Annotated in this window: 19 protein-coding genes and 3 tRNA genes; 2 read left to right on the top strand and 20 right to left on the bottom strand. The window is 39.8% G+C overall.

The window, feature by feature from the left end; genetic code table 11:
* Positions 1-438: 438 nt before the first annotated feature.
* The 5 genes from VAHSUH02_RS00750 to VAHSUH02_RS00730 all read right to left on the bottom strand — a co-directional run bounded on the left by VAHSUH02_RS00750 (position 439) and on the right by VAHSUH02_RS00730 (position 4,793).
* A complete protein-coding gene (locus tag VAHSUH02_RS00750; RefSeq protein WP_005382186.1) occupies positions 439-756 on the bottom strand; it encodes a hypothetical protein in 318 nt (105 codons plus the stop codon).
* Positions 757-838: 82 nt separating this feature from the next.
* Entirely contained in the window at positions 839-1,918 is a 1,080-nt protein-coding gene (waaF, locus tag VAHSUH02_RS00745; protein WP_005382184.1) for a lipopolysaccharide heptosyltransferase II, read from the bottom strand.
* A 168-nt stretch (positions 1,919-2,086) separates the two neighbouring features.
* Complete coding sequence (locus VAHSUH02_RS00740) at positions 2,087-3,028, bottom strand: hypothetical protein (protein ID WP_005382182.1); 942 nt, start codon at positions 3,026-3,028, stop codon at positions 2,087-2,089.
* Between the two features lie 8 nt (positions 3,029-3,036).
* Complete coding sequence (locus VAHSUH02_RS00735; protein ID WP_038148444.1) at positions 3,037-3,975, bottom strand: phosphodiester glycosidase family protein; 939 nt, start codon at positions 3,973-3,975, stop codon at positions 3,037-3,039.
* An 11-nt stretch (positions 3,976-3,986) separates the two neighbouring features.
* Positions 3,987-4,793 carry a polysaccharide deacetylase family protein gene (locus VAHSUH02_RS00730; RefSeq protein ID WP_105112022.1) on the bottom strand — a complete coding sequence of 269 codons (807 nt, stop codon included), beginning with the start codon at positions 4,791-4,793 and terminating at the stop codon, positions 3,987-3,989.
* Between the two features lie 176 nt (positions 4,794-4,969).
* On the opposite strand from VAHSUH02_RS00730, the gene VAHSUH02_RS00725 reads away from it, so the two are divergent.
* Positions 4,970-5,761: a carbon-nitrogen family hydrolase gene (locus VAHSUH02_RS00725; protein WP_005382175.1), complete on the top strand. Its 792-nt coding sequence runs from the start codon at positions 4,970-4,972 to the stop codon at positions 5,759-5,761.
* 42 nt (positions 5,762-5,803) lie between these two features.
* On the opposite strand, the gene VAHSUH02_RS00720 is transcribed toward VAHSUH02_RS00725, so the two are convergent.
* The 6 genes from VAHSUH02_RS00720 to VAHSUH02_RS00690 form a co-directional block, all read right to left on the bottom strand.
* Positions 5,804-6,016 carry a hypothetical protein gene (locus VAHSUH02_RS00720; RefSeq protein ID WP_005380157.1) on the bottom strand — a complete coding sequence of 71 codons (213 nt, stop codon included), beginning with the start codon at positions 6,014-6,016 and terminating at the stop codon, positions 5,804-5,806.
* 648 nt (positions 6,017-6,664) lie between these two features.
* The gene (locus VAHSUH02_RS00710; protein ID WP_005382173.1) at positions 6,665-8,098 is read right to left on the bottom strand and encodes a hypothetical protein; all 1,434 of its coding nucleotides are present in this window, start codon (positions 8,096-8,098) and stop codon (positions 6,665-6,667) included.
* Positions 8,099-8,169: 71 nt separating this feature from the next.
* Positions 8,170-8,255: transfer RNA gene (locus VAHSUH02_RS00705), tRNA-Leu, on the bottom strand.
* Between the two features lie 14 nt (positions 8,256-8,269).
* A tRNA-Phe gene (locus VAHSUH02_RS00700) sits at positions 8,270-8,345 on the bottom strand.
* Positions 8,346-8,365: 20 nt separating this feature from the next.
* Positions 8,366-8,441 (bottom strand) — tRNA-Asp (locus tag VAHSUH02_RS00695).
* A gap of 299 nt (positions 8,442-8,740) precedes the next feature.
* Entirely contained in the window at positions 8,741-9,964 is a 1,224-nt protein-coding gene (locus VAHSUH02_RS00690) for an inverse autotransporter beta domain-containing protein (RefSeq protein ID WP_005382171.1), read from the bottom strand.
* Positions 9,965-10,111: 147 nt separating this feature from the next.
* Here VAHSUH02_RS00690 and VAHSUH02_RS00685 point away from each other — a divergent pair, with 147 nt between their 5' ends.
* Positions 10,112-10,729, top strand: a complete 618-nt coding sequence (locus tag VAHSUH02_RS00685; protein ID WP_005382170.1) for a DUF2939 domain-containing protein — start codon at positions 10,112-10,114, stop codon at positions 10,727-10,729.
* 161 nt (positions 10,730-10,890) lie between these two features.
* Here the strand turns inward: VAHSUH02_RS00685 and VAHSUH02_RS00680 are convergent, their stop codons facing one another.
* The 9 genes from VAHSUH02_RS00680 to purH all read right to left on the bottom strand — a co-directional run bounded on the left by VAHSUH02_RS00680 (position 10,891) and on the right by purH (position 21,582).
* Positions 10,891-11,268: a PaaI family thioesterase gene (locus tag VAHSUH02_RS00680; protein ID WP_005382168.1), complete on the bottom strand. Its 378-nt coding sequence runs from the start codon at positions 11,266-11,268 to the stop codon at positions 10,891-10,893.
* The gene (menC, locus tag VAHSUH02_RS00675) at positions 11,265-12,407 is read right to left on the bottom strand and encodes an o-succinylbenzoate synthase (RefSeq protein ID WP_038148441.1); all 1,143 of its coding nucleotides are present in this window, start codon (positions 12,405-12,407) and stop codon (positions 11,265-11,267) included. The genes VAHSUH02_RS00680 and menC overlap by 4 nt, the downstream gene beginning before the upstream one ends.
* Positions 12,400-13,827 carry an o-succinylbenzoate--CoA ligase gene (gene menE, locus VAHSUH02_RS00670; protein ID WP_038148439.1) on the bottom strand — a complete coding sequence of 476 codons (1,428 nt, stop codon included), beginning with the start codon at positions 13,825-13,827 and terminating at the stop codon, positions 12,400-12,402. Before menE ends, menC begins: the two co-directional genes overlap by 8 nt.
* Positions 13,828-13,954: 127 nt before the next feature.
* Positions 13,955-14,797, bottom strand: coding sequence for a 1,4-dihydroxy-2-naphthoyl-CoA synthase (menB, locus tag VAHSUH02_RS00665; RefSeq protein WP_005382165.1), 843 nt, complete (start codon positions 14,795-14,797; stop codon positions 13,955-13,957).
* Between the two features lie 5 nt (positions 14,798-14,802).
* Positions 14,803-15,663, bottom strand: coding sequence for a 2-succinyl-6-hydroxy-2,4-cyclohexadiene-1-carboxylate synthase (menH, locus tag VAHSUH02_RS00660; RefSeq protein ID WP_005377726.1), 861 nt, complete (start codon positions 15,661-15,663; stop codon positions 14,803-14,805).
* Complete coding sequence (gene menD / locus VAHSUH02_RS00655; RefSeq protein ID WP_005382160.1) at positions 15,660-17,399, bottom strand: 2-succinyl-5-enolpyruvyl-6-hydroxy-3-cyclohexene-1-carboxylic-acid synthase; 1,740 nt, start codon at positions 17,397-17,399, stop codon at positions 15,660-15,662. The genes menH and menD overlap by 4 nt, the downstream gene beginning before the upstream one ends.
* A 68-nt stretch (positions 17,400-17,467) precedes the next feature.
* Positions 17,468-18,610 (bottom strand): isochorismate synthase, encoded by a 1,143-nt coding sequence (locus tag VAHSUH02_RS00650; protein ID WP_005382159.1) that lies wholly within the window; start codon positions 18,608-18,610, stop codon positions 17,468-17,470.
* Between the two features lie 171 nt (positions 18,611-18,781).
* Positions 18,782-20,044, bottom strand: coding sequence for a phosphoribosylamine--glycine ligase (gene purD / locus VAHSUH02_RS00645; RefSeq protein WP_005382158.1), 1,263 nt, complete (start codon positions 20,042-20,044; stop codon positions 18,782-18,784).
* Positions 20,045-20,052: 8 nt separating this feature from the next.
* The gene (gene purH, locus VAHSUH02_RS00640) at positions 20,053-21,582 is read right to left on the bottom strand and encodes a bifunctional phosphoribosylaminoimidazolecarboxamide formyltransferase/IMP cyclohydrolase (RefSeq protein ID WP_005377666.1); all 1,530 of its coding nucleotides are present in this window, start codon (positions 21,580-21,582) and stop codon (positions 20,053-20,055) included.
* Between the last annotated feature and the right edge of the window lie 6 nt (positions 21,583-21,588).

Here is a 21,588-nt window from a genome sequence, read left to right as displayed (position 1 = left end):
AATGACTATCTCATACCTATTTATCAACAATTCCTATAGTTCCTACTTATGTAGGTAAAATGTGCTAGGAATTATCGGAACATACTTATATTAGACTACTTCTAAAATTCTTTGTCAACAAGTATATTATGCTTATTTATCATCAAAAAGCATGCATTTTTGATATGAAAGTGTAAAAAAAATCACCAAAAACTCTCGTTATGCTAGATTTTATCTTGCATTTTTAATCATTACCAAATGAGTATGTTAATGAGAATGTAAAAGCAAACTAATCCTCATATCGTTATAATTTTTATTTATGTACGAAAGTATATCAGTATTTATTGATGTAGTACAACGAATTATCTTGATTTACAGATCTTGTTATCACTTTTTTTGATGACTGACAAAGGTAATCTAATATTCATGAATATACATTTTCTATTTCAAATATACTATTTATTTCACCTTTTTAGGTGCTGTTTCAAGAACAATATTCTTGCCATCTCGTTTTACTTGGATAGAGAATGCCCCTTCGCCCTCTTTAAAATACTCCATTTTAATGTCTAACAGCATCTTACCGATAAGTGTTTCCACCTTCTCAGTTAAAAATTCACGATAAAATGCATCTTGTGTTTGCTTAGGACTTTGATGAATCACAGGTTTCGCTGCATTGCGTTCCGCCTGCATCATAGTTTCTTCAAAGTTATCATTTCCACCCCATTGCTTCATCATTTCTGCGTCTGATAAGCCTTTTTGAATTTTAAACTTTGCCATTATATACTCCTATTCTACTAGTTAGACGACCAACATAATGCGTATTCTAACTAACTTTATATATTATCACTCTTATTTAAGTCTAATTCTTTACACCTAATAATTCAATAATATGTTCCTTCACCATAACTGGATCAATACCAGACATACAGTACGCTTTTCCCTTCGGACATTTTCGTTTACGGCATCCTAAGCACTCCATATCATGATTTTGTAGCACTTTATAGGTTCCAGTCAGAGGTCCCCACTCTGCGGGGTTTGTAGGGCCAAATAAAGCTATTACAGGGCGTTGTAGAGCCACGGCCATATGTAGTGCACCCGTATCACAGGCCACTACCACCTCACATTCACCAAGAAGAGCCGCCATTTCACGTAAAGTAGTCTTACCTAATTTATTGTAAACTGGCAAATTCTCTTTCTCTACATGTTGCATCAATTCTTCAAACTCTTGTGCTTCTTTTGGTCCACCCAAGCATATAAAATTGCTTCTATAGGACAGGGAATCAATTAGTTGTTGCCACTTTTCATAAGGCCAGGACTTAGTCTGCCATGATGAACCTAAAACTAAACCTATCAATGGTCTATCTTTTTCTGCAAACGCCGTTTCCACTTCGAATTTAGCTCGTTGTTGCTCATCAGCTGTCACAATGAGATCCATTAGATTCATATTCTTAGTCTCAACAGGGATAGTCTCTGTGTTTAATGCACCTGGCAGTAATTTAGCTACATCAAGATATTGCTCTATAACATGCTTTGACCGATTCTTCGATTTGTAATTAGTAAATAACCAATTCAGTTCTTTAGTACCCCCTAATCCTAACCGTATAGGTGCACCAGATGCCAATAGTACAAGCCCCGTAATAAGCCGGCCTTGTACATCAACAGCTATATCGAAGTGATAAGGCTTTAAACGTTTTCGTAAATCCCACCACATATTCCACATGGTACGAAGGTGTAATTTTTTTGAATGAGCCTCATATTCATCCCGTTCCCAAGGAATTATATGATCAACATAGGGATTATGTTCTAATAGTTCAGCCATGCTAGGTGTAACAATCCAATGTAATTTTGCATCCGGATACTGTTGCTTTATCCACCTTGCGGCGGCTGTGGCATGCAGTATATCACCAATATAACTGAGCCGTACAAACAATATATTCATAGACAACCGCCTTTCTCATGTATTATCGTCGCCCGTTAAATCATCATCTCGTATACTCATATACCGATTATAACGAAATATATATGAGTTCAACTTGAATTATGTCGTATAAAACTAAATAATTTTATAAATAAAGCCTTTATAACCTGCGATTATAAAGGCTTTATATTAATTCTTTTTCTTAGAGCTAGAGTCTTTAGATGATTTATCGTTATCTTCTGTTACTTTGGTCGTATCATCACTGCCATTGGCAATAATTTCTTTCACCGCATTCATAGTTACTTCAGACAAGGTAGTCGGATTATTATATTTATAAATAGGTTTAAATCCTACGCCTAATTTACCAGAGTATACAGTTAATACATTATTATCTTCATCGACACGAGCGATATAGATGGTCTTGCTAGTATCTACACCAAGCAAACGGAATCGTCCAGGTGGATTGATAACACGCCAACCACCTTCGATACCATTAAACATGAAGATGTCGCCAGTTTTAGCATTATCATAGAAGAAATTATCTTCATCATAGAATACAGCAATACGACCAATGTCCGTAGCTTGCATGTAAACGCGACGCGTATCATAGTTCGCATCAGTTCTGTAAATCCGGTATGCACCTTCACGAACTTTCACCTTCATGTACACCACATTTGTCGCTTCGGAATATGCCGCATCAACAATGCGACTTCCCTTTGGTACATCTTCAAGTTCTGTATCTACTTCGTGTTCCGGATCATCTGCATTGAGTCGGGCCATAACAACCTTGTTGTCCGTATACAGGCCCATAATTGCGTAGTTACGATCTGGCATCCAGTCAAAATAGCTAATGGAGCGACCGTTCAAACTAACCGTTGTAGGCTTGCTTTCACCAGCCTTATAAATCCGAAGAGATTCATCTGTAACAACAGCCATAAATTGATGGTCATAAGATACGTATTTACGTCCCTCCTTTACGTCAGGGAAGTTTTTCGTGTCATCCTTAGACGCACCAGAGACGTTAAATTCTGTAGTCGGTGCAAACATATATTGATCAAGGTACAGATACACCCCTCCTTGCAGTAGAATACCTACCGCAAAGGCGCTCAGTACACGCGTAAAAGGTTTCATTGTTCCTCCTATTTCACGATAAACGCCGTAGGAATCATCCGTTCCCCTAACAAATCGGCTGGTTTATTTACAACTTTGCCATTTAAATACAATGTAGAGCTAGAGCCACCATCGAGGTTAGCCGCAATGTATGCGCCCTTTTCATAAAGTACATCTTGCACATCACGCAAGGTAGCACCCAAGGAATAACCTGGTTGACGACCGTCGATTACAACGAACAACACAGTACCATCCTTACGTTGACCTATGGCCGTACGAGGACCTACGCCCCAACCGCCATCGCCATCGGTGATCATCTTCTTACCATCTACGATAAGAGGTGGCCCAAAGGTAATACCTTCCATAGCTTCCATATCAGCTAATTCAGTTTTATCATAGTTGCCCGCAATGAGGTTGCCAGATTTAGAGAAACCTACAAAATCAACAGATTCATCAGGCCCTACATCCTTACCGATGATATAATCCCCTTCGTGAAGGATAAAGCCATATGGCAAGCGGCCTGTACCAGTACCATTAGGATCGTGAAAGCCACCGCCATTGATAGCCGCTACGGCACCATTCATTTTAGCAATATTACTTGTAGTATCCCCTTTTTCTTGAATGTTTGCAGCTGTCGCAACTTGGATACGACGAGGATCTGGAATTTCAAGCACGTACCCTACATAACGAGAAGACTCAATTTTTTCCAATTTTAAGTCTTTATCTTCGCGAGCATTAAATTTAAACAAATCTTGACTCTTTACAACGCCTACTGTCCCCAAAATAGATTGCAATTCATCGTTGCTGAATAACCATGTAATGTATTGAGGATGACGAGATTGTAAGATAGCACCAATTACGGCACGTTTTACATTATTAAATGGTCCAAACAATACAACGAATGGTGATGTGACTGCGGTAAATAAGAACACCATAATGATGAACTTTACCCAATTCTTTTTAAACAATGTATATCTCCTTATAAATCACTGTAATGTTCAGTGCTAATTCGTTCTTCAAAATGCTTGATGTCTACGGCATTACCAACCCAAACACGTAAAATATTGTATGGATTATCCCCTGTATGAGCCCAACCGGACTTCATAGCCATTGCCATCTTTATACCACTGTCTTTTGTGGCAGCATCTGTATCCTTATTTTTGTCCCCATAGGGATAACAGAACCAAGGGTTATCTGTAATTCCTAACTTATCAGCTAACGCTTGTTGTGCTTTTTGAATATTTTCCATTTGTTCGGCTTTTGAAAGTTGGCCCATTTCCACATGTTGGAATCCATGATTAGAAATAGTTATACCATTGTCTTTCATTTCTTTTAGCTGTTCCCATGTAAGCCGCGTTCCTACATCGCCTGGATTAACAAATACAGTAGCAGCAAAACCATATTCTTTCATCAATGGATACACGATAGAGTATGTATCTGCATAACCATCATCAAAGGTTAGTACCACAGGCTTTTCAGGTACCGCTGCACCATTAACTACATAATCGTATAATTGATCCATCGTCAACGGATGGTATCCATTATCCTTGAGAAACTTCATTTGCTGACGGAATAAATCCTCGCGGATAACCGCATCATTCTCTTTATCATCGCCAATCTTGTGATACATGAGTACCGGAACTCCCGACGGATGTACCATCGTAACCTGTTGTGTAGGTGGCGTTTTAGTTTCATTTTCTGTCGTTTGCTGTGAAAGCATTCCACATCCTGCTAACGCTGTAGCAATTACAATTGTGAAAAGCACTACCAATGAAAATCGTTTCATAGGTCCCCCTTTATATAGACACAATTTAATAACTTATATTATATCATTTATAAGGAGAATAGTAAAAACTAGCGAATTGTTTACCCGTGATTGTAATCTACTCAATAATGTTTTAATATTTTAATTATAATATATTTCACATAAACGATACCATTTCACCAAATAAAGGATGTACTATGAAAAAACGCCTAACTATTATTCAAATGGACGTCCATGTAAATGACGTAGAATATAACTATACTCGTGTTCAGGAATTACTCTCTCAATCACTTTCTGAACATCCAGATATTATCGTATTACCAGAAACTTGGAATACCGGGTTCTATCCATCAAAAGAGTTAATCAACATCGCTGATAGAAACGGAGAGCGAACTCAATCATTATTAAGTGCATTTGCGAAAGAGCATAACGTAAACATCGTAGGTGGCTCTGTAGCAGTTGCCAAAAATGATGTTGTGTTCAATACATCCTATGCTTATAACCGAGAAGGCACTCTCGTTGGAGAGTACTCTAAAATGCATGGATTTAGTCCAGCGAAAGAAGATCAATACTTCGCAGGCGGTACGCACACCACACATTTTGAGTTAGATGGCATTCCGTGTAGCACCGTTATTTGCTACGATATCCGCTTTCCAGAATTAGTGCGCATGGCAGCATTACCGAATACAGAATTGCTATTTGTGCCAGCTCAATGGCCTACTATGCGCCTACGACACTGGCAAGTACTTAATGAAGTACGCTCCATAGAGAATCAATTATTCGTGTGTGCTGTAAACGGCTGTGGCACGGTTGGTCGCGTCCAAAGTACGGGACACTCCGCCGTATATGATCCATGGGGTACAAATCTATTAGAAATGAATACTGAGGAGGGTATTGCTTCTGCGAATATTGATTTCGATGTTGTCGAAGACATTCGCAATAAAATCAATATATTCAGGGACCGTAAACCAGAACTGTATAATCTATAACACAAAAGACACATTGCTATAATTTGCAATGTGTCTTTTACATTAGAATTCAATAAGCTTCCACATATCCTCTGGTACTTGTTCTAGAGGTTTGTTTTTTGCTATCGCTTCTTTTAAAATATCAATCGTATCTTGAACCTCTTGCTTGTCCTTTGTATTAGGATCATGAAGGATAACACGATTTAAGGAATCTTCGCCAAATTGTTTTAAATATTCCTTTTCTACTTGGTTTAATTCACGACGTAAATATTTCAAAACATCACCTCTTATAAATTATATATTTATACTCAATGTAATATATTAGGAGGTAATTGTCTACAGATTTACAATATCATCTATATTATTTTGTCATGCTTGCTTTTAATGCAGCAATTTCTGCACGAAGTTCTTGTAATTGAGTGTCTTGTGTAGCATCCTTTTTTGACATTAAAAACAACTCGATACACCTTATTCATTTGAAAGTTCCCTCCTAAAGCTCTCACACTATAGTTGTTAAATTATTTTCTCTATCTCTATTTACGAAAATGAATATCACCATCAATATATCTGTTTATAATTCTAATGTCAATATTTTATTTATTTTTAAGTATATTTATCAAATAATTAAGTGTAAAATGAAAATATTTTTATGAGTAAAAAGTGAGCTATCATCTATTTTTAGGCATACAAAAAAGACATGTTACTCTTCTCTCGTCTCTCTCGTAACATGTCTTAATTTGTATATAGATCTCTCGAACTATATCATATTGTATCTGGCTGAACTCTCTAATCCCTTTTTGACACGCCAGTATGTCTACAATTATTTTATATTTTAAAATAATTTATGTCAATAATTTATTTTTAGTTTAACAATTGTCATTTGTAAAGAGATTAAATCAGCTAATTACAATATTAGACCTACAATTAACCGCGCTGACAGAAATAAATAATATAATTTTTCTCAGGGCTCACCGCTGCGCCTAACGCATATGGATGATTCCAATTACCACCAAAATCAAATAAATATATTACATAATCATCAGGTATTTCTACCGAATCTTCATTAAAAGAGAATCTATGTAAATATTGTTTCTGTAGTTTTCGATTCTCCGACTCTGTATAAATAGGATATTTCTTCTTACCTAAACCTACCGTATCCGTCGGTTTAGGTTTTAATCTATCTCGCTCAGCCTCTACTCTCTTGCGCGTTTCTACATAACGTTTATACTTAGCTTCGCTATCCTCACCATCAATCTTAATCTTATTAAATTCAGCCAACACTTGATTCTGTAATGCATACATTTCATCAACAGATTTCTCAATAGGATTTTCCACTTGATTTTGTACATATTTGCCCATAGGTACTGTTGTATTTTCTACAATAACTATCAATGTGGGCAGTAAGGTTTTCAAAGTATCTGCATATTCCATATTTGAATCAACATAGTTTTTTACATATACATTGGATAGATCAGATTTCGAAATAACAACTTTAGAATCTGTTCTTGCCTCATCAATATAAGGCTTCAATTGATCTGGTGTACCACCAAAAGCCAGTTGTACATATGAACCGCCTTGCAAGAACGGAGGATTACTATGCAGATGAATATTCTTTGCAAAGCTAGGTATTTGTTTAGGAAACCCTGGAATCGTAGCAACTAGCTTATAATCCTTAGGATTATTAATAGGATACTCAATTAACTCTATGGGCTTAAAAAATGCCTCTATTGATTCTTTTATCTCCTCTTTAGTTCTAGCCGTATACAGATCATAAGATTTCCCTTTATTCTTTTCTAGAAAGGCTTTAAATTCTTTATCACTTGCTTTATTCTTATCTGCACGCGTTCTGTAGGATGGAATATTAACTGGGTTCGTTAATTTAATTTCCCCGTGTCCATTTTTTCTCATATAAGGACTTACGATACGTAATGGTTTATCTCTACTGCCATATCCATAGCCTTGCTTATTTGTTTCTAACGTATTGTAACGTGTGATTTGTTTGAGTGCCTTTTCATCTCGATCATTATAAAGGGGATCAAAAATCTGATACTCCACTTTCATATCTGACTTTTGTAGTTCTAATAATCGTTGTTTAGCTCGTTTCTGACTTTGTGCTTTCAATAACTCAATTTCTTCTGCTGAAAGCTTTCTTGGTGTTTTTGAATTGCCCGTCCCGACTCTTTTAAAAGCACCAGGAATAACTTCAACAACCTCTGACTTTAAAGAATCTTCAGATTTTGTATTACTTTTGATTGTAATACTTGACGTCTGACTTTGATTTTCTACTGATACAGCCAAACTAGATTGACAAGACAATGCTAGCGAAAGCATGCATAAGGCAATACTTTTTTTAATCATATCTCTCCCATAAAACTCTGCTCATACAGATATAAAAGAAGGACCTACAGTGAACTGTAGGTCCTTATATTTGGTGCGGTTGGAGGGACTTGAACCCTCACGAGCGTACGCTCACCACCCCCTCAAGATGGCGTGTCTGCCATTCCACCACAACCGCGTGGAATACAAAAATGGTGCCTCAGGACAGAATCGAACTGTCGACACACGGATTTTCAGTCCGTTGCTCTACCGACTGAGCTACCGAGGCATGTTTTTTGTAAAAAAAAATGGCGACCCCGATCAGATTTGAACTGACGATCTTCGCCGTGACAGGGCGACATGTTAACCGCTACACCACGGGGCCGCGTATCAACTCTCGTTGACTACTCGTATATATTAACATGAGCCACTAATATAATGCAAGTACTTTTTTCTAATTTTTTGATGAATTTCTCCAAAATATATAGAAATAAGAATTATACATCAAAAATCGTATATAATAGCCATTTATATTCAGTATACTTCAATATACTCCAGATTATATCCCCAAATTACAGAAATAAAATTGGCACCTAAAATTCTACAAGGGAACTTTAGGTGTCAATTCAAATATAACTATATTAAATTAATTATTATACAGTATTTCTACAGATATGATACTAATTATAAATGATCCCAAGGACCGTCACGCAAGTCTTGTTCCCAATAATACTCAACCTTCATATCACTGCGTTTAACCTTATCAAACATCTTAGAACGTGCCGAAGTCATCACATTTTCACTATGTTTACCACCAAAGTACGCATATCTAGACTTACCTAAAGTATACATAACAGATACATAAGGTTCTACAGAACTAATATTGCTTTTACCAATTCCTAAGTCTACAGAGATATGAGGCGTCACATTCATTTTAGCGCCTACCTTTAGCCCATGTATGGATTGCCACTTATGTTGGTCAATATAGTACATCTCTGCTGGATGTTCTCCTGGTGCTTTTGTTTTCCAATGATATCCTTCCACATAACTAGATAGCCAACGGGCATTCTTATAATCTCGTGTATACCGTATATCAAAGCCATCCAATACATGTTCATAAGAATATCGGGGTGTTCTACGAATACCATCAGGTGGTGTACTAAAGCTATCATGGAATATTATTGCCCGTGGTACTTGACGCAAAGGTGTGTTAATGTCATAAGGCCCTACCTTTTTCTCTGATAGTCCATGGTATACATTGACACTAATCGTATTTAGACCAGCTACATATTCTAATCCTGCACTAACACGAGAAAATTTATCCTTAAAAGCATAGTCATAGAATACATTGGCACCGACGTAGGCATGCTCATGTGTACTAAGACGACGATAGCCAATACCAGCAGTACCGACAACACCAAGAGTATCATGTTCTACTACTTCACCTTTATCAATATAAGTTCCTTGACCGTCAATTCTTCCAAGATCTGCGTCCGACCCATTCCAATATGTAGTAGTGGAAACTTTTTCGCCACCATTAACATCTAAGCGCCCTTGTACAAACACCATAGATTTGACATTTTTGCCATATTTTTTTATAGGTTGCAATGTTTCTATAAAATACTTTGCGTTCATTTTCTGCTTAGAATTATGATTATGATAATGGAATCGTGTATCATAGCTTAGATTATTATCAGTCATTTGTTTATTAGGCATTGCATAATCATGATAAGAATCTTTCTGAGACCCTTGTAAACCAATACCGATGTCCGTACGATCCATCCAGCTACTTTGTTCAGTATCCCCAGCTTTTACATCCATGCTCACATCTGCAGCCATCGTTCCCACACTTAGACTGCACATAAAAGCACTGCAAACCAGAGCTTTTAGTATTAATTTATCTTTCATTTCTAACTCCTCTCTTACACATTCACTTTAATGATGAATATAAAATGAATACACTTTATTATACCTATAATCTAAAGCGCTGACAACTATAGAGAAGGAGAAATTTATGTGTTAAAATATATGTATTATATACATCGGAGCAACATTATGAGATCAAAAACATTAACAATAGCAATTATTATTGCCATCATAGCTGCACTGAGCGCTATGTGGTATTTCTTATGGTATATTCCTCATACACCAGTCTATACGTTCCAAACTATCCGTGAAGCCGTTGAAAACAAAGATGCGGACACGGTATTGGAGCACATCGATACAACATCATTGGTTAAAAATATCGTTACCCGCGAGGGCAACACCTATGTGGATACATCCTCACCATTAGGCAAGGCCGCTGTGGCAGCAACCAAAACATTTGGACCAGCCCTTCTTGATGATGTAATTCGTAAATATGTAGAGGATCCAGATAGTTTCAAATCGCAAAATAGTAGTGATTCAGATGTTGAAAGCGAAGATACATCCAATACGTTTTCTATGGTAGACCGCATCCAACGAGGTGAATTATTTAAACAACGCCATTTGGAAATCAAGAACATTACCTCTGAAGATGATGGCGATACTGCCACAGTAACCGTAACGATTCACAATACAAAAACAAACCAAACAGCTCCCATCCGAGTACTTATGAAGCACATCGGTGACGGAACTTGGGCTATCTATGATATCCCAGATATCGAAGCACTCTATAAAATCACAAGAAAATAAAGACCTCTTTCGTAGCAAATACGTTTGTAGAGGTAGATGATAGCAAAACTCTCCACCGGCCAGGTCTGTCTACGCCCTTCGGGCTTCGCAGGGCCAAAGTCGAATTTTGCTATCATCTACCTCTTTTCCGTATCAGCTTACAAAAAGAGGTCTTTTTTTTCTTATCGATTTTTAGGTACTATCGCACAGGTTACGGTAACCTGAGATATCAAGCGATGGCTTTCATCATACATATCAAAGCGCCACACATGAGATGTTTTCCCTTGTAAGAGTAGCTGTCCTTTAGCAATCAAATCGCCTTCTGCTTTCATAGGTCGCATGTGATTTGCGGTTACCGATTGACCTACAGCAAATTGATCATCTCGAATCAGTTGATTGCTGAGCATCCCTGATAAAATTTCACCAAAGGCCAAGGTAGCTCCGCCATTGAGATAGCCTTGTGGCTGCGCATGATAACTAGTTAAATGCATCACCCCTTGCCCACTGGTAGGTCCAGTTAGCTCTACACAATCGATTTGTAATGCGTCTATCATTGTCATAGTGTTCGTTTCTCCACTGTATATTCTTCAATACGATTATCCAATACATCAACGCCAAGACCAGCACCATTAGGCACCTGCATGGACCCATCGGTAAATAAAATTGCTGGATTGATAAGGTCATGTTCAAAATAGCGACTAGAATCGGATAAATCCCCTGCCATATAGGTATCACCTAAGGCAGCAAGTTGAACATGTAATATCTTTGAGATTCCTGATTCAACCATACTACCAATCCAGTAGGGAATACCTGCTTCGCGGCATCGTAAAATAGCGGCTCGCGTCTGTATCAAGCCCCCAAGACGACCTACTTTCACATTGAGTACATCGATTAATCTATACTCGATTGCATAAGATAAGTCATCATAGGATAAAATCGACTCATCTAAACAAATAGAGGTCGTAATAGGCCAATTAGGCAACGATTCCTTCCACGCTTTATAGGTAGTCAAATTCGTCATGCTAAAGGGTTCCTCTATGCATAGTAAATTCAAATCATTATAGGCAGCCATCATATCCAGCTGGTCATAGGTATAACTTTGATTAGCATCAACAGCTAAGGCTAATTCTGGATAAGCATCACGCACAAGTCGGGTCCGTTCATAACCATCACGAGGCGATACCTTGAGTTTAATTCGTTTACAACCATTGGCTACATGCTGTTCCACGATACCTAATAGTTCATCCATGGACACGTCACCAATGACGATGCCATTGGAAATAGTTGATTCTAAAGACTGCCCCATGATATACGACACAGAATTCACGCCTTTTCGATTGCAATCTAGATTAATTAAAGCATTTTCAAGGCCTGCTATCGTCATGGGCATATTATCGCGCTTTAACCAAAATTGTAACTGCCGAATATAGGCCATTAATGGTTTTGGCCGCATCAAGCGCAACTCTAGAATATAGGTATCCACCAATTGTTTCCATGCGGAATCAACAGTTTCCGCCGTATAAAAAGGGTCTGTGAAAGCGACACACTCCCCGTATCCAACATAGCCTTGTTGATCTTCGATACGAACGATGATACTTTCACGAACACGAACAGTACCCTTAGCCGTTTTAAATTCAAACTTTAACGGCAAAGCCACACGATACGTCGTTATGGATTTAAAGTTCAATACATCATTCATGAGAACCTCCATTTGACGCAGTCATATCGAGATGGGAGGCCAACGACTTACGCATAATCTTACCTGTCCCATTACGTGGCAATGCATCCATAATTGTAATGTATTTAGGCACCTTGTATTTGGCTAGCTTACTAGAAATATAGTCTCGCACGATCATTTTCAAATCGGTACCTAATGCATCTATATCATCAAAAGCAACAAATAGTGCGGGCACCTGCCCCCATTTCGTATCGGCTACAGGAATAACCGCACATTCCTTCACACCTTGCATAGCATACACAGTATCTTCAATTTCCTTCGGATAGATATTCTCGCCTCCAGAAATAATCAAATCTGTACGGCGATTTAAGATGTATAAAAACCCATCTTCATCGACATAACCCATATCATCGGTATTAAAATCGCCATGAATCGGCTCGCGATTGATATAACCACTCATAACCATGGGCCCATTCAAATGGATTTCCCCGACCCCATCGACATCAGGATTTACGATATGTACGGTCATCCTCGGCAAGGGTTTACCTACCGAATCGAGTTTATTTAGATTTGATAATACAGGCATGGTCACGCTTTGACTAAAGGTTTCTGTCATGCCATATGTTTTATAAATCGGAAGTTGTTTCGCCACACATGCATCAACTAGAGGCCGCGGTATAAACTCACCGCCCAATAAGATGACACGCAATTGATGGTGAGTAATACGCGGTTCTAACTTCTTTAAGATGGTAGGCACCAAAGACATCATATTAATGCGCCCATCATGAATACATTGCAGCACTTGTTCTTCATCATAGGATTCCATGATTGTCATTGCGGTTCCATTGTAGAGTGATCGCATCAAGATGGATAATCCACTCACATGAAATAAGGGCAATACCATGAGCCAATTGTCCTGTTCAGACCTACCAAGCACCTCTTGTGATGCTTGTACATGCGCTTTAATTTGACCCCAACGAAGTGGCACTGATTTAAACTGCCCCGTTGTAGCACTGGTATTCATGATAGCTGCTATATCATTATCATTAACAATCCAATCAAAGATATCCTTTTCCCCATTATGCAACATAGACTCCATAGATTCGAACTCCATAGACGTTACCGATTTAGGTACTTGGCCACATCGCTTAGCACTGTGTAACACAGTTGTAATATGCAGCTGGCATAACTGTTTTTCTATTTCACGCGCTGTAAGATGAACATTTAATAAGAGTACTTCTTTGCGGACTAGCATGGCTGCCAAGAGATAAACGGCCATTGTTACAGAGTTATCCGACACTATAGCGATACGTATATCTGACAGTGTTTGTAATCGCGTCGCCACGTTCACAACAGCACTATATATATCCTGATAGGTGTAATTATTCATACATATACGATTCGGATAGTACTGTTTTCCATATCGTAACCATTCCATCATCTCACCTCTTAGCTAGCCATAATACTATAAAACATATACGTATAAGAAAGGCGCCTCATATAGAGGCGCACTGCTTATTATGTAAAGGGTTCAGGTCCATACATAAGGACTGATAACCATATTCCGATTAAGGGAATTTAGGGAATTGTTTGAAGTCTGGTTTGCGTTTTTCTTTGAACGCATCACGGCCTTCTTTAGCTTCATCTGTTGTATAGTACATCAATGTTGCATCGCCTGCAAATTGTTGTAAACCTGCAAGGCCATCAGTATCTGCGTTGAAGGATGCTTTTAACATACGCAATGCCATTGGGGACAATGCCAAAATTTCATTACACCATTGAACTGTTTCTTCTTCCAATTTGTCGAATGGTACCACGCAGTTAACCATGCCCATTTCATAAGCTTGCGCAGCCGTGTATTGACGGCAAAGGAACCATACTTCACGAGCGCGTTTGTGACCAATCATGCGTGCTAAGTAGCCAGCACCATAACCAGCATCGAAGGAACCTACGCGAGGACCTGTTTGACCGAATTTTGCATTTTCAGAAGCGATGGTAAGGTCGCATACGATGTGCAATACATGTCCACCACCGATGGCAAAACCATTTACCATAGCGATAACAGGTTTTGGAATGATGCGGATTAAATGTTGCAAGTCAAGTACGTTAAGACGAGGAATATTGTCATCGCCTACATAACCACCATTTCCGCGCACACGTTGGTCACCGCCAGAGCAAAATGCCTCTTTATCTTCACCTTGGCCGTGGTTAGCACCAGTCAATATAATAACGCCGATGTCTGCATCGTCGCGAGCAATTGTGAATGCATCAATAAGCTCAATTACGGTTTTAGGGCGAAATGCGTTTCGCACTTCTGGGCGATTAATCGTGATTTTTGCAATACCATTATAGGTTTCGTAAATTACATCTTCATAATTACGATCCAATACTTTCCAATCAAATTTGCTCATGGATATTACCTTTCCTTATATAAAAAATCTGCTAAGGCCGTCATAAATGGGCCTGGCTTTTCTAAATGTACATTATGTCCCGCCCCATTGACGATGACATGTTCACAGTTTGGTACATTACTAAACAGTTCTTCTCCTATTGTAGTATATTTTGTATCTAGTGCGCCACTAATATATAAAGATGGCATGGATAATTCTTGTAAGCGATGACCCACATAGGGCATTACACCTTGCCCCGAGCCACGCAATGTAGCCGCTAATGCATAAGGACTATTATGGGACCGACGTTGAAACAACTTATCTTGTACAACTGGTGAAAGCTGATGTTGACTTTCAAAAATAGAAATGTTAGCCCATTTAGTAGCAAACCACTCTCCATCATTATCTTCTATAGCTAGTGCTAATTGTTCATCAGCAGCTTTACGCGCTTGTCGCTCTACCTCTGATTCAATGCCAACAGAACCACTTTCTAAGATGAGGTTTTCAATTTTAGAACTATACTCAAGAGCATATAGTAAAGCTAATCGTGCCCCCATGGAGTATCCCATGAGAGAATAGCTTTCACCAGCCACGGCAGAAATTACCGTATGTAAATCGTTGAGCATAGTAGGAATAGAAAAGGCAGTCTCATCCTCTGGAATATCCGAATCCCCATGTCCAATCGTATCGATACGGATAAGTTGATAGCCTGGCACAACGATGCCATCCCAGGTATAACCAGACTCAGAAAAACCATGTAAACACACAAGAGGTTTACCGGCGCCAGCTAGCGTCACCCCATATCGATACTCACCAAGATCGACATACATGCGAAGTGCTGGATTGAATAGGGAGTTATCTATAATACTGCAAGCATATTGGCTCATAGTTGGTCCTCCTTGTTTGTAGGAATCGTCGTATATAGCGCATGTAATTCCCGACTTCGTTCTTTAGATGTGGGGATTTCAATAACGTGAACACCTGCTGTTCCAACATAGTTTTGTAACGCATTTTTCAATTCATCATTGCTCAACACACATACAAAGTCGATACCATATAGTGTCGCAAGGCCACTATAGTCTAGGCCTTGTGCGGTACTAAATAAATAATCAAAATGCGGCGTTCCCTTTTGCGGCAAATATTCAAAAATACCACCCCCATCATTATTGTGAACAATGATGGTTACATTTAAGGGGTGCGTTTTTGCCACGGCGAGGCCATTCAAATCGTGAAAGAAGGTCAAGTCTCCCGTAAGCAATACGGTAGGCATGCCATTTGTAGCGATGCCAAGGGCGGTAGAAATGGTACCATCAATACCGTTAACGCCACGGTTACCATAGATAATAGCACTATGACGATTGCCAGACCAGAAATAATCCATATCTCGAATGCTCATACTGTTGGCAACCACAAGTTGGCTATTCTTCGGCAACAATTCTTGTAATAGATGAATCGTATATCCTTCAAATAGCTCTTGTTCCCTAGCTACTGTATCGAGTTGTTTACAGCCTACACCGTCTGCATCAATCCACGTAGCCAAATAGCCATTATCCTCTGTAACGAGTTCCTCATAAGCACCTTCTACATATTCCTCATCTTCTATGGCATGAAGCTCAGGAATCTCCATATTCAGTGCATCAACCAAACCTTGTGGCGTCGATTGTACAAAGAGTGTCGTGTTTCCTGCAGGGTTTGTATAGTCCATTGTAGGGCTAACAGATATGATTGGGATATGTTGCATGGATGCCACCCACTGCTGAACGCGCTTAGATACGACCATCTGACCAATTTGTAACATGCAATCTGGTCGCAATGTATCTCGATACACTTCTTGTGAAAGCAATGCATCATAAGATGTAATGACTCGTTCATCATAAACACGACGCATATTGGACAATGGATCACCTAATATTGGCGCATGGAATATATTAGATAGACCAAGAATGGCATCGGCATCCTCAAGATTCGTACTTGGCCCTGCTAAGATAAGCACTTTTTTATTCGCAAGGAGGTCATAGATAGTGCATACATCACCTGGCTGAATAGCAGCCGGAACAACAGAAAATGGTTGCCTGCCACATTCAAAATGTCTCCTATCTAACTCCGGTACCAATGGCTCAAAGAGCGGTACATTAATATGCACCGGCCCCCTTTTCACATCCATAGACTTCATATAAGCCTTACGAGCTACTAGGCGCGGATATGTATAGTAATGCTCCTGTTGTGGTACTGCCAATTCCTCGTAATAATTAACAGCTGTACCAAATATTTTTTGTTGATCTACCGTTTGTGGAGCCCCTACATGTTGCAATGTGTGAGGCCTATCTGCGGATAAAATAATCAAGGGTACACCGCTATATTGTGCTTCTAGTACAGCCGGCATATAATGTGCTACCGCTGAGCCCGACGTGCACACGAGAATTACAGGCTTTCTATGGGCCTTTGCGATGCCTAAGGCCATAAATCCTGCGGACCTTTCGTCAATATTCATATAGGTTTCAAAAGCACCGTGTTCCATAAATAGCATGGCCATCGTTGTAGAGCGCGAACCAGGGCTAAACACGGCATATGTGATGCCTAATTGGGCGAATTCATCCACCAAGGCGGCGATATATTCATTCATGTAATTTCTCCGTAATATAGATGAGGATATATTCCTCATCATATTTTTTCGCACTAGATCTTTACCATTTACAATGCATCTAGAATAGTACGCATTTTATTATTAGTCTCTATATATTCTTCATCCGCATCAGAATCGGCAACCACACCACATCCTGCATAGGCATAGAGAATATTATCCATAATCAAAGCGGAACGAATGGCAACGACAACAATGCCATCCCCCATATCCTTCATAAAACCAAATGGTGCAGCGTACATACCGCGCTCATGAGCTTCGTATGTTTCTAAGAGAGCCATCGCCTTCTCTCGTGGTTCACCACCAAGAGCCGGTGTTGGATGTAGTAATTTTGCCCATTCTACGAGAGATTTTGTGCTATCTTTTGCAGTAATAATGGTACGTAAATGATAGAGATGAGCTAGCTCCATAATACCAGTTTCCCCCACCGTAACGTCTGGAGTGATTTGCTTCATCGTGTTCACGATACGGTCACGGACGATATTATGTTCAAAGAGATTTTTCTTATCACTTAGCAACTGTTCCTTAGTCCACGCATCAGGGCCATCCTTTAGCGCGGTTCCAGCCAGTGCATAGCTAAGAATTTCGCTACCACGATGACGCACCAAAATTTCAGGAGAGGCCCCCACAAAGGTGCGCCCATCCTTCTCATAGCCAAAGATGAAACAGTTCGGATTATTTTCAACCAAATTGGCCAAGATACTCGCCACATTAAACGGTGTATCACTTGTGAATTGCACTTCACGGGATGCGACCACCTTTGTCATCTCTCCACGGCCGATGCCATCTGAAATGGCATTCATCAAGCGGTCCCAATCGCCTTTATCATCACTAGTTTCACGGAAATCATGACGAATATGAGGCACTTCTATATCTTCGATGCTAACACTTTCACCAGCATGCAAATAAAAGGCTTCTCCATTTTCTACGATGTAGTAATGGGTGAACGCAATCATTTCATGCCCCATTCCCGACCACTTAGAATCCTTTGATGTGTCAAAAAAAGTATCCCCATAAAATACATACGCATAATTATGGCGGTCCTCATCATCTTTAACTGTGGCTAGACGTTTAGCGCCTACAACAATACGATTACTTTGCCGGTCCACCCAAAAAACACGTTCCTCATTGGGGAAATTAAGCCAAAAGGCTACAGGACTATTCAGTTGTAACGGTTCTTTATTATAAATCATAATGGTATATCGCTATTACAAAGAAAACAGACTCTATTACTTCACCAAATGTCATCTACATTGGTGTTTCTATGTATATCGATATTATTATATCACGGGTACATACTAAATTATAGGCAATAAAAATCCCCTACACCGTATGCATACGCATATAGTATAGGGGATTATGTATTATTTGAAAGCTTTTGCGCCAATATCCTTACGATATTGCATGCCCTTAAATGTAATATGATCAACGCGCTCATAGGCACGGTCTAAAGCGGTTCGCAAATCCTTACCCAGCCCCACAACGCCAAGAACACGACCACCATTCGTGACATAATGGTCACCTTCTAACTTCGTACCAGAATGGAAAATGATGGATGTATCATATTGTACAAGTTCACCTAAGATGACATCGCCTTTAGACGAGGTTTCTGGATAGCCTTTTGAAGCGAGAATGACACAGGCAGCAGAAGAGTCTTTCCATTTCACCATATTAGATTGTAATGTACCTGTAGCACAGGCCATCATAATTTGGCCCAAATCACCTTCCAACAATGGTAATACCACTTGTGTCTCTGGATCGCCAAAGCGTGCATTAAATTCTACCACCTTCGGACCTTCATTGGTAATCATAAGGCCTGCATAAAGACAGCCCACATATGGCATACCTTCCTTTGCCATGGCTGCTACCATAGGCTCTAAAATGGTCTTCATGGCTTCATCGCGCAATGCATCAGTTAGCACAGGTGCTGGTGCATAGGTTCCCATACCGCCTGTATTAGGACCCTTATCACCATCAAAGATGCGCTTATGGTCTTGAGAGGCAATCATAGGAACTACGGTCTTACCATCTACAAAGGCAAGAAGGCTCGCTTCTTCACCTTCCATAAATTCTTCGATAACAACGGTACTGCCAGCCTCACCAAAGCGATTTCCACTTAGCATGTCATCAACTGCTGCATTAGCTTCTTCAACAGTCATTGCCACTACAACACCCTTGCCAGCTGCTAGGCCATCTGCTTTCACCACAATAGGTGCTCCGGTTTTGGCGATGAATTGTTTTGCTTCATCTACATTGGAGAATACACCGTAAGCAGCTGTAGGGATATTATATTTTTTCATAAGATCTTTAGCAAAGACCTTAGAACCTTCCAATTGAGCAGCCGCCTTGGAAGGCCCAAACACAGGGATTCCTGCTTCATGCAACGCATCTGCAAGACCTGCCACAAGAGGCGCTTCAGGACCTACAACAACAAGGTCCACCTTATTATCTTTCAAAAAACGGATAAGATGATCCGTATGAGACCAATCAATGCCTACTAGTTCAGCACAATTTTTCATAGCTGCACTGCCAGGAACGGCATACACCTTTTCTACACTCGGACTGATGGATAAACGCCACGCTATAGCGTGTTCGCGGCCGCCATTACCGATTACGCAAACCTTCATAGTTACCTCTAATGTTTAAAATGACGAATGCCTGTAAATACCATCGCAATACCTGCTTCATCAGCAGCCTTAATGGATTCTTCATCACGGATAGAACCACCTGGTTGGATAATAGCAGCTATACCATGTTTAGCCGCTGTTTCTACGGTATCGCCAAATGGGAAGAACGCATCAGATGCAAGAACAGCCCCTTTTGCAGCCTCTCCAGCTTGTTCAAGGGCAATTTTAGCCGATCCAACGCGATTCATTTGACCGGCACCAACACCGAGTGTCCGTTTTTCATTGGAGATTAAGATAGCATTGGACTTTACATGCTTTACAAGCTTCCATGCAAATTCAAGAGCTTTCCATTGTTCTTCCGTAGGTTGCGCCTTTGTAACAACCTTATAATTAGCACGGTCTTCTACGATGTCATCTTCCGTTTGTACGAGCATACCGCCAGACACCTTTTTCACAGTTACTTGGCCAGATTCAGGCTTAGATAACTCGATGAGACGAATATTTTTCTTCGCTTCCAAAATATCTAGCGCTTCCTTTGTGAAAGCTGGCGCCATGATAACTTCTAAGAAAATCTTGCTCATTTCTTCGGCAGTGGCCGCATCAACTTCGCGATTTAACGCAACGATGCCACCAAAAGCGGATACAGAATCGGCTTCATAGGCATTGACATACGCATCGTGCAATGTGGATGCCGTTGCGGCACCGCATGGATTAGTATGTTTAATAATACATGCAGCTGGATCCGTAAATTCCCACACCATATTCCACGCAGCTTCCATATCGACGATATTGTTATAAGATAATTCCTTACCGTGTAGTTGTTTTAATGCCCCCATGCCGTGAGCCTTGCCAATTTCTTTATAAAAAGCTGCCTTTTGATGAGGATTTTCGCCATAACGAAGGTCCATAACCTTTTCATAAGCACTTAAATATTCAGGAGGTGTAGGGCCTTCTCCAATAACACCACTCATATAATTAGCAATCGCCGTATCATATGCTGCAGTATGAGCAAATGCTTCTTTAGCGAGTGCAAAACGATACTCTTGGGTCAACGCGCCATTCGTTTTAAGCATTTCTAGAATTTCATCATAGTGATCAGGGTTAACCACAATGCCTACATATGCATTATTTTTAGCCGCAGAACGCACCATAGTCGGGCCCCCAATATCTATATTTTCAATAGCATCTTCTAATGAAACATTTGGTTTTGCAATCGTTTCGCGGAAAGGATATAAATTTACAACCACTAAATCGATAGGTAAAATACCGTGTTCTTCCATAGCAGCTTGATGCTTTGCATTATCACGAATCGCTAAGATGCCACCATGTACCTTTGGATGTAACGTCTTTACACGACCATCCATCATTTCAGGAAAACCGGTAAGAGATTCTACAGCCTTTGCAGGAACGCCTGCATCAGAAATAGCTTTCAACGTGCCACCTGTAGAATAGATAGTCACCCCTAAGTCTACAAGACCTTTGGCAAAGTCGACAATACCTGTTTTATCAGAAACACTAAGTAATGCGTTTTGAATCATCGTTCC

This window comes from Veillonella atypica KON, from assembly GCF_002959915.1.
GTDB lineage: Bacteria > Bacillota > Negativicutes > Veillonellales > Veillonellaceae > Veillonella > Veillonella atypica.
Note: the sequence above shows the minus strand (reverse complement) of the source record. Positions and strands in the feature narration are given on the sequence as shown.